At 62.5% G+C, this 10,096-nt stretch carries 8 protein-coding genes; 3 read left to right on the top strand and 5 right to left on the bottom strand.

Translation table 11 applies throughout. The features are described from left to right. A partial coding sequence (locus tag Q0687_RS13610) for a hypothetical protein (RefSeq protein ID WP_298877443.1) occupies positions 1-2,251 on the top strand: 2,251 nt, incomplete at its 5' end. A gap of 45 nt (positions 2,252-2,296) precedes the next feature. On the opposite strand, the gene Q0687_RS13605 is transcribed toward Q0687_RS13610, so the two are convergent. Further along, positions 2,297-3,223, bottom strand: a complete 927-nt coding sequence (locus Q0687_RS13605) for a hypothetical protein (RefSeq protein WP_298877440.1) — start codon at positions 3,221-3,223, stop codon at positions 2,297-2,299. Positions 3,224-3,902: 679 nt separating this feature from the next. Between Q0687_RS13605 and Q0687_RS13595 the strand changes: the two genes are divergently transcribed. After that, the gene (locus Q0687_RS13595; protein WP_298877437.1) at positions 3,903-5,645 is read left to right on the top strand and encodes a serine hydrolase; all 1,743 of its coding nucleotides are present in this window, start codon (positions 3,903-3,905) and stop codon (positions 5,643-5,645) included. Positions 5,646-5,765: 120 nt separating this feature from the next. Here the strand turns inward: Q0687_RS13595 and Q0687_RS13590 are convergent, their stop codons facing one another. The 4 genes from Q0687_RS13590 to mddA are packed head-to-tail and all read right to left on the bottom strand — an operon-like array spanning position 5,766 to position 8,928. After that, positions 5,766-6,515, bottom strand: coding sequence for a hypothetical protein (locus Q0687_RS13590; RefSeq protein WP_298877434.1), 750 nt, complete (start codon positions 6,513-6,515; stop codon positions 5,766-5,768). 48 nt (positions 6,516-6,563) lie between these two features. Continuing rightward, positions 6,564-7,541, bottom strand: coding sequence for an NADPH:quinone oxidoreductase family protein (locus tag Q0687_RS13585; protein WP_298877431.1), 978 nt, complete (start codon positions 7,539-7,541; stop codon positions 6,564-6,566). Then, positions 7,538-8,176 (bottom strand): LuxR family transcriptional regulator, encoded by a 639-nt coding sequence (locus Q0687_RS13580; protein WP_298877428.1) that lies wholly within the window; start codon positions 8,174-8,176, stop codon positions 7,538-7,540. The genes Q0687_RS13585 and Q0687_RS13580 overlap by 4 nt, the downstream gene beginning before the upstream one ends. After that, a complete protein-coding gene (gene mddA / locus Q0687_RS13575; RefSeq protein WP_298877426.1) occupies positions 8,173-8,928 on the bottom strand; it encodes a methanethiol S-methyltransferase in 756 nt (251 codons plus the stop codon). The genes Q0687_RS13580 and mddA overlap by 4 nt, the downstream gene beginning before the upstream one ends. Before the next feature lie 136 nt (positions 8,929-9,064). Between mddA and Q0687_RS13570 the strand changes: the two genes are divergently transcribed. After that, positions 9,065-10,096, top strand: a 1,032-nt coding sequence (locus Q0687_RS13570; protein ID WP_298877423.1) for a BTAD domain-containing putative transcriptional regulator, incomplete at its 3' end; no start/stop codon positions are given.

The raw sequence follows: 10,096 nt of genomic DNA, 5'->3' as shown, positions 1-10,096 counted from the left end.
AGAATCACGACGGAATCATACCAGCGCTAATGCGTTTTCACACAGCCAGGGTCAGGAGCAGACGCAATCTCTTGCGACTGAAAATGAAAGCCTGAAGTATCTGCGCTGGCACGCAAGTTATCTTGCGCCAGGTGGAGACATCTCGATCTGGTCGGGCGTAGCGGTTCTGCTTCGGACGCTGCTCATCAGCGTCTTCTTCTGGTTGCCGCTTCTGATCACGTTCATGCTGGCAGTGTTCGTTGTCACCGGCGTTCAAGCCTTCTACGATTCGTACCACGGTACGGGGGAACTGACCGTCTCGAAGCTAGCAGCCATGACACTCTGGCTACCGTGGATCGGTTGGCGCGTGTCGGCATTCGCCGGTGTCTTCATCTTCGCAATCTTGTTGCTTTTGGTGGTTGCCCTGAGCGGAACGACACTCCTTACGATCGTCTCGATCCTGATTCCTCCCGAGACCACGGAAAACCGTGGCGACCGCGTCGCTCGGGCATGGTGGTGTGCGGCGGTCGGCTTCGCCGGGCTGCTGATCTGCTACTTCACGCGCAGTGGCCTCGAGCAAAACCGCAATCTGGACAACCTCGATCCAGTCACGTCGACGCTGTTGATCGCCACGAACGGGTTTGGTCTGTTCGGCACATGCTCGGTCATTGTCGGTATTCTGCAGCTTTCGGGGATATTGGAGTTCGGCGTCAACTATGCCATGCGGCGCAAATACGAACTGGCGGCGACGTGGTGGTTTCCAACACTGATTGCGTGTGTCACGTTCGCATCTCTGCCCTTCATGTTTGATGCAATAGCGGATGCCATCCAGAGCTATCCAACCGCGGGAAAGGCACTGATCGGAATCCTGACACTCGCCAGCGGATTTCTCTCCGGCCTCTATGGTCACTTCGTACAAGCGCAAAGACTTGCGCCCTCTCTCGTCTCCCGCGTCGCAGCCACTTTGGCGGCTGCTGCGTTTCTCTATCTCTTGTTGCTGATCGCCTATGCTGGAGCGAGATTCCTGATCCAGCCGGAACATCTCGTGCCGGACCCGGCTAGCGCGCAATATTGTCGCGATTTCTTCTTCGCGCTTCTGGTGTTTTCGGCGGCCTTCGGATGGTGGAGCAACGTCAACTATCTCGGCCTGCATCGCTTCTATCGCGATCGCTTGATGGAAGCTTTCATGCCGACAAACGAGCAAAAGGCGGCGGAAGCGCCGAACTACAGCGATGCGGACCGGTTGGCGCTGGCGGCGATCTGGCCACCCAAGCAGTCCGCTCCGCTTCCATATCCGCTGATCAACACTAACGTCGTGCTGATCAAAGACCCCGACCAGACGACCGCACTTCGCGGCGGAGACAGCTTTCTGTTGAGCCCCTGTTATGTGGGAAGCTTTGCGACAGGATGGTTGCCGACGTCGGTGCACGACAAAAAGCATGGCCCAATGACGCTGGCGTCGGCCATGGCGGCCTCCGGCGCCGCGGCTAATGCAAATGCCGGCTATATCGGGACGGGCATCACCCGCGATTGGCTGATCTCCACGGTCATGATGCTCTTCAATCTCCGCCTCGGCCTTTGGATCGGCGCTCCCGGTGCTACGTCCGGGACGCCGAACTATTTCTCGCCGGGCCTCAAGTACGGTGTGTTTCGTTCCGGCTATCAGCGCAATAGTACCTTCCTCGAACTGACGGACGGTGGGCATTTCGACAATTTGGGCGCCTATGAGCTCATCCGAAGGCGTTGCGACGTGGTCATCGTGCTGGACTCGGAGGAGGACCCCTCAACGGCAATGTCGGCGCTCGCCTCAGTGTGCCAGCGGGTGCGCGAAGACTTCGGTGTCCTCGTCAAGATCGAGGGAGAGGCAGACGCCATTGCGCCCGCCGGGGACATGGGCTATCCGGCCGGAGCCAAATTTGCCAAGAAGTCGTACTTTGTAGCCTCGATCGACTACCCGGCGGAGCAACGCTCTGGAATCGAGGATCAAGCCAAGACCGGAACATTCGTCTATCTGAAATCGGGAATGATCAAGCAGCTCAGTTTTTCCACCAAAGGCTACAAGGCCAAATTTCCGGAATTTCCAAATCAATCGACCGTGGACCAGTTTTTCGATTCGGCTCAATTCGAGGCCTATCGCGATCTCGGCTGGTCCAGCGTCGAGGCCATGACAAATGCATTTGGACTGGATGCGGCCACGGATGCTGGGGATTTCGTTCGGCGAATGACGGGTGCGCCGCCGTTTGCCGCTCCGGCTGCGAGCGCGCCGGCTTGACCACAACGGCGGGCGATGACGACCCCACCTCATCTCGTCGCGATTTCAGGGCTCTCCGCCGGTGATCGGACCGAGTCGGAATTCCTTCACCCTGCCAAAGTCGCTTCCAAACAGTTTTCTGCGATCGAGATCGTTGACCCGGATCACTTGTGCGGCGCCTCGGACGTTGAGTGTCACGGGGATGCAGGCGACGCCGGCAACCGTCTGATACGTCTTGATCTCGACCCGCCGCTCGCGCAGATTTTCTCTTTTGGCGGAAGCCGGAGACACGATTAGTGACGCGACCCAGCGAAAGCTCCCCGAGACCGCTTGTGACGTTACGCCGCTGATGCCGTGGTCGACGATGTCAGGCACAAATGAGAATTGTGAGCGGTTATTTCGCGCTTCATAACCCCCGTCATACCGTTTCGGATCATCTGTTCGTCGGCACTTCTGGTTGGGCGATGCATAGTCGGTCGCGTCATAACCGACATGGAAGCGTTTCAGATTATCGAGGCCCGTGATGCCGCCGTCGAGGCTCTCCAGGATTTCACCGCGGTCGTAACCGAGGTCGTGGTACGCTTGGTAGGCGATCGCTGAGACGCTATTCAAGTACGGTCGGCGGCTCCCACAATTCGAGCCGGCTGTTGACCGTCGCAACAAGACGCGGCCATAGTCCGGCCGGTCTGCGGCTAGCTGCGGACCAAGCCTTGCCGTCTTGATGACGATTGCTCCGGCCCGGTCGTCCCCGCCCGTCTTGATGACGAAATATAGAGTTGTCGACTTTCGTAGCGGTCCCTCGAACTCGCTCGTAGAGCTGACCGCGGTCATCGTCTGGGTCTGACGATCAAACGTGTAAAGCGTGTCGTCTTCAAGTCCGGCCGACACGATCGGACAGAGGAAGGTCGGATTCGGGTGCGCAGGGCCGCTGCTGAGCACAAGAAATCCAGGCAAACCGATGGCGTAGAGCCGGGAGGCTGTAGCAGCTCGCATCAGACACTCCTATCGCGAGAGTATGATCTTCAAATCAACGGGCATATCCAAACGGCAACCGCTGGCGTATCAAACTGCTTGCATCGGAGAGCGAGACTCAAATCCTCGTCCGACGCCGGATCTTCGCGCAAATTAACACAGGTTGCGGTGCTTAAAAACACCCGATTTGGATGTGTCGGGAGGCGCCGTCGCGGCGGGACGCCTGGCATCTGCCTCAGTGCCGTTGCTGATCACCCTGCCCGAGCTGCACGTCACGATCGACCGCGATCCAGGTCGTTTTCGCCACGGCCAGCAACCTGCCGCCTCCATCATGCAGCGCGGCCTCGGCCCTGCACTTGCGGCCATTGCGTCGGTAGGCCAGGCGGTGATGACGCAGCGGTCGCCGGCACGCGGGCGGGACTCGATGCGTGCTGACATTCGGCCCAGCGGGAGCTGCGTCTTGTCGACTGCATCGCTCTGCGGATCGCAATTGCAGGTGAAGCCAGCGGGGCAGTCGAGTGCCGGTCAGATATTCGGATGCGACGAGACCATACTCCGCGGTAGCTCGAAGGGCGAAGGCGGAGCGACGACCCGAGTCGCTTCGCCCACAGCTTGCAATCGGTCGATCGCTAATGCTACGATGTGTAACATTATCTCGTCACCCAGCGGTTCTGGAGGCGAGCGGAAGAAAGAGTGCGCCATGTCGAGCCGATCTGCCGGAAGCGACGCGACGATCACAGGTCTTGTGCCCGAGCTCGACGCGCTGGCCGCCGAGGCAATGGCGGAGTGGCAGGTGCCGGCCGTGACGCTCGCCGTCGTGCAGAATGGCGAGACGGTGCTGCTCAAAGCACGGGGCCACCGCGACGTCGAGACCGGGCTGCCCGCGACGCCGGAGACGCAGTTTCTGATTTGCTCGATCACCAAAACGTTCACCGCGACGGCGTTGGCGCTGCTGGTGGACGAGGGACGGCTCGACTGGACGAAACCGGTGCGGGACACCATTCCCGAATTCCGCCTGCACGACGCGATCGCGACCGAACGCGTCACCGTGCGCGACCTGCTCGGCCATCACTCCGGCCTGCCCCGCCACGACTGGATATGGATTCCAGCCGATCTCTCGCGCAGCGAGATGATGTTGGCGCTGCGTCACCTTGAGCCGGCCCGGGACATCCGCACCGAATTTCAATACAACAATCTCGCCTACAATGTCGCCGGCCTTGTCGTCGAGCGCATCAGTGGTCAGAGCTATGAAGATTTCGTCCGCACGCGGCTGACCGACAAATTGCGGATGTCGGTCGGCTTTTCGGCCGAGGAGTACGCCGCTGCCACGGACGCCGCCGTTCCCTATCTGGTGGAGCGTGGCGACGTGCGCTCGCGCAGCAAATTCTTCCCTATCACCACGACAGGCGCCGGCGCCATCGTCACCTCGGTTGCTGCCCTCGCCAACTGGATGAAATTCTTGCTGGCCGAGGGCGAATTCGCCGGCGAGCGCCTGGTGTCGTCCACGCTGATCCGGGAGATGCAATCGCCGCGCGTCTACTCGGGCGCTGCCGAGTGGGAGGAGTTCGGCCATTCGCATTATGGGCTGGGTTTTAACAACACCAGCTACCGCGGCGAGCGCGTGGTCGGACACTCCGGCGGCTGGCTCGGCTGGAGCACGCTGATGCGCCTCATCCCGGCGCGAAACTCCGGTATCGCCGTCTTCACCAACACCGGCGGCAATCCGGTGTCCAGCATCCTGATCAACCGCGTTCACGATCATCTCGCCGGCAACGAACCCGTGCGGTGGCTGGACCGCTTTCGCGACATGCGCCGCAAGGCGCTGGCGCAGCAGAAGAGCGACGAGGCGGCGAAGCCGACAGCGCGCAAGCTGAACACGAAGCCCAGCCATGATCTTGCAGATTTTTGCGGCGCCTATGACCACCCGGCCTATGGCCAGGTGGTCATCACGCAAGACGGCGACAGGCTGCATTGGGCCTGGCGCGGCACGAAGGCGACGCTCGCACATCGGCACTACGATTCCTTCCAGCTGCCGTACATTTTTGGAGACCTCAATCCTGATGATCTCGTGATCACGTTTGCGACCGATCGCGACGGCAACATTGCGAGTCTCTCGGCCCAGCTCGAGGCGCTGGTGCCTGATATCATCTTCACGCGCGCCGCGTGGGGGGAATGCGTTGATCCTGCGTTCCGGTCGGCCTGCACCGGTAAATACATTCGCGGCGATCAGACCCACGTCGTCACTGAGGAAACCGAGGGCGAGCTTACGCTGAAAATTCCGTTCGTGCCGCTCTACCGCTTGCGGCCCTACCAGGGCGCAACGTTCAGCATCGTCCAGCTTGACGGCTATCGCACCGAATTCCGCCGCGGCCCGTCCGGCGCGATCGAGGAACTCGTGTATCACCAGCCGAACGGCACCTTCATCGCGAAGCGCAGCCCGTAGCCCGAATTAGTCTCGTAGGGTGGGCAAAAGCGAAAGCCCGCCCACCATTGCTTTGAGCTAGGCTGGTAGAAATCGTGGGCACGGCGCTGTGCGCCTTTGCCCACCCTACGAGACCGCCATTTATCGTCCGAGCTGCACGTCGCGGTCTACGGCGATCCACGTCGTCTTCGCCACCGCCAGCAATCTCCCGGTTTCATCATGCAGCGCGGCCTCGGCGGTGCGCTTGCGGCCGTCGCGGCCGGTGGGCCAGGCGGTGATGATGCAGCGGTCGCGCGGACGCGGGCGGGACTCGATCCGGGCTGACATTCGTCCAAGCAGGAGTGCCGTCCGATCAACAACATTGCTCTGCGGATCGCAATTGCAGGCAAAGCCGGTGGGGCAGTCGAGCGCGGACCAGAGGAATTCGGGCGCGACAAGGCCGTCGTCGTCGGCAAGATTTGGATCAGGCACCCAGCTTGCTGCGAGAACAGGTGTGTGTGCATGCCGTTCAAGCGGGCCAGCGAAGATGCGCAGGCCGTCGCCCTTGGCTCTCGCGGGGCCGCAGACGAAGCAAGTCGGCAGCGGATGCTCGTGCGGCTTGATGGGGGTCAGCAGTTCGGCGATGGATGCTTCCGCGAAGCTGGCTGTTTCCAGCCGCGCAAGCTCGACATCAACTGCGCGGCCGGACGCGACCACCTTGGCGCCATCGCGAAGCTCCCATGTGCCGTCGTTCGTTGCGGTCGCGTCGAGTGGCGTGCGCAGGGGAGGCGGCGCGCGTAGCGTCACCTCGGCAGCTCCATGAATGTGCTGGGCGAGCCGGCCGCAGACATAACCGCCGTTGCCGGAGTTCGGCGGACCGCAATAGCGCTCGTCGATGATGATCTGGGTCAAAGGTTAGATTCCTCAAATTTCAGCGGCACGACGACCCTTGCGGTTACTCTATCGGATCTTGAGCACAATTCGTCCCTGAACCGTCCGATCAGCTAGCGCGCGCATCGCTTTGCCGGCGTCCTCCAAAGGGAGGATGCGATCGATGTGGGGGCGGATGTGGCCTTCGGCCAGCAATTGCATCAGCGTGTCGTTCATGCGCGCGGCCTCGGCGGAAAATCTTTCGGCCCAGGCGCCGACGAAGACGCCGAGAATGGCGTAGTTCTTGAGAAGCGGCAGGTTCATCGGGATCGATGGAATCGTGCCGCTGGTGAAACCGATCGGCATCAGCCGGCCGCCCCAATTCATCAGCCGGGCCATCTGCTCGAGGACTGCGCCACCGACATTGTCGAAACCGATATCGATGCCCTGGCCCGAGGTGATCGACTTGATCTGGTCGCGCAGGTCTTCGCTGCGATAGTTGACGACCTCGCTGGCGCCGTAGCTGCGCACGATCGCGGCCTTGTCGTCGGAGCCGACGCCGGCGATGACACGCAGCCCAAGATGACGGCTGAGATCGACGGCGGCGAGCCCGACACCGCCGGCGGCGCCGGTGATGAACACTGTCTCGCCGCGTTGCGCCCGGGCGCGCTCGACCAGCGCATAATGGGCGGTGCCGTAGACGTGCAGCACCGTTGCTGCGGCCTCGAACGCGACGCCGTCGGGCAGGCGCACGGCCTCGGATTTCTTGGCAATCATCCGTTCTGCGTAGCCGCCGGTCCAGCTGCTGCACGCGACGCGATCGCCGGGCGCGAATTGCGTGACCTTCGCGCCGATCGCAACCACGACACCGGAGGCTTCCGTGCCAGGCACGAACGGCAGCGGAGGGCGCATCTGGTAGAGGCCGGAGACCAGCAACTGGTCCATGAAGCTGACCGAAGCCGCGTGAACGTCGATCAGGATCTCGTCATCGGCAGGCCGCGGCTCGGCGATCTCACCGAGGCGCAAATCTTGCGGACCGGTGAAGGAGCTGCACAGCATGGCTTTCATCGCACTTCTCCAATGTCCCGCAGCGGCGTTGCAAATCCGGCCACGAGCTTGACGAAATCGGCCTGCCGTGCGGTGCCGGTCTTTTCAAACAGGCGATTGACGTGCGTCCGGATCGTGGTGTTGGCAACGCCGAACGCCGCGGCGACTTCCGGAACGCCGCCGAGCTCGACGATCGCGAGCAGCACGCGCAATTCGGTGGGCGTCAGTTTGAAGGCCTTGCCGATCGCCCCGGAACAGGGCGTGATCGTGAGGGCGACCTTGCGAACGAACAAGGCCACGGCCGCGCTGTAGGCGGCACCGGCACGTCGCCGCGCGCCCGAGGCCAGCGGCAAGGCATGGGCAACATAGCGCTGCCCATCGTCACCGGTCATCGGCATGGCGACGCCACTGGCATCGAGGGCCGATGAAAAAGCGTATCGGAGCGCCTGGTTGACCAGGGGATCACGTGCCGTCAGCTGCCCGCGGGTCTCCTGCAGGATCTCGCGCGCGTCCAGCATGGCTTGCCCGGCCGCATTCGCGTGCATGAGACGCGCATCGGCATCGAGGAGATAGAGACCGATGTCGAGCCCATCGAGCGTATCGGCGAATGTGGCGGCCTCGGCAGACAGATTGGGGACCGGAAGCATCGCGTTCATCGCGGTGCTCCTTCCGTCTGGCGGCGCGCGAACAGACGTGGCAGCAGCATGGGAACGCGACGGCGATAGTCCTGGTAGGTCGCACCGAACTCGGCGATCAGATCCCGCTCCTCGAACTGGAGCGCGACCAGGATGTAGGCGGTGTTGGCGAGCGCGAACAACAGATGGCCAGCGGTCATCACGGGCGCGGCCCAGAATGCGAGCAGAAAGCCCAGCATGATCGGATGCCGCACGATCTTGTAGAGCAGCGGCGTCCGGAACGATTGACCTGATATCTTGGCTCCGCGCCATGCGACGAAGGCTTGGCGCACGCCGAACAGATCGAAATGATCGATCATATGGGTCGAGGCGAACGCGATCAGCCAGCCGAGCCAATGCAATGACGTCAGCAACCAGGCCACAACGCCGTCAGTCTGCCAGATCACAGTCGGAATCGGACGCCACTGCCAGAACAACAAAATGAGGGTGAGACTGGACAGCAGCACATAGGTGCTGCGCTGGCAGGCCGGGGCGAGGAATTTGGCTGACCATCGCTTGAACGCCGGGCGTGCCATGACGCTGTGCTGGACGGCAAACAGGCTCATCAGCGCGAGGTTGACGACGATGGCCTCGCTCCAATTCATGGCGGGGCCGACATCGATCGACTTCGGCACGACATAATTGCCGACGAAACCCAGTGCATAGAGAAATGAGACCGTGAACAGGGCGTAGCTCACGAGGGCGTAGAGCAGGATCAGAAGGCGCGAGACCATGTTTTTTCCTATTGTGCCTGACACGGCGGTGCCGCATGCAGGAGCCTAGATCGCCCGCTGGCGAAGCGGCTCGGTCTGGTTCGATGGCTACCGCTCGACCGTCCCCTGTGCGTCCCCCAAGCGGAGGAAGGATTGCATGACGGCTTTCTCGCTCGGGACGTTCGGGTTCCCCGAGGTCCATGCCGATGGCCGCCCGGTCAAGCTGGCCCTGCGTAAGGGGCTTGCGCTGCTGGTCTATCTCGCCGAGGCCAAGGGCGCGGTTGCGCGGGACGTCATGGCGACGTGGCTGTGGCCCGAGGCTGACCGCGAGACCGGGCTGGCGCGCTTGCGGCGGCTGCTTCATCGCATCGAGCTTGCGCTTGGCGAGCCGGTCTTCGAGACCGACCGGACCAGCGTGCGTTGGTCTCCGGCCGTTGCGCTGACGGTCGAGTCCAATCAGTTCGAGGCCGCCTGCAACCGTGGTGCGTTTGAAGAGGCTTGCCAGATCTATCGAGGCGACTTCCTTGTCGGCTTCGCGCCGGAGGATTGCGCCGAGTTTGACGATTGGGCGTTCTTTCGTCGCGAGGCGCTGCGGGGACGGCTTGTGCATGCGCTCGAGCGTCTCGTGCAGGACAATAATGCGGCCGGTGACCATTTCGCTGCGACCGCGCATGCAGGCCGTCTCGTCCAGCTCGATCCGCTCAGCGAAGTCTATGGCCGGCATCTGATCCGCAGCCTGCTGCTGTCAGGCGATCGCAGCGCGGCGGAACGGCACCACGCGGCGCTGACGCAGCGGTTGCGTGATGAGCTCGGTGTCGCGCCGGAGGCCGAGACCGAGGCGCTGATGAGCCAGGCTGCAGCGCCGCAAGCGGCTCCGACGACACGCTACGTGAAGGGCTCCGGCGTCCATTTGGCCTATCAGACCTATGGCAGCGGCCCGCTCGACATCCTCGTGATGCCCGGCTTCGTTTCGCATGTGGAGCGCGCCTGGGAGCATCCCGCGAGCCGGACGTTCCTGGCGTCATTGATGAAGTTCGCGCGCCTCGTTGTTTTCGATCGCCGCGGCATTGGGCTGTCTGACCGGGTCGGCTCGGCGCCTGATATCGACGTCACCGCGGAGGATATCGGCACCGTGCTGCGAGCGGCGCAGTCGCGCCGCGTCGTGCTGTTCGGCGCCTCCGAATGCGGA

The organism is uncultured Bradyrhizobium sp. (assembly GCF_936928535.1).
Lineage (GTDB): Bacteria > Pseudomonadota > Alphaproteobacteria > Rhizobiales > Xanthobacteraceae > Bradyrhizobium.
This window is presented reverse-complemented; position numbering and strand designations above follow the sequence as displayed.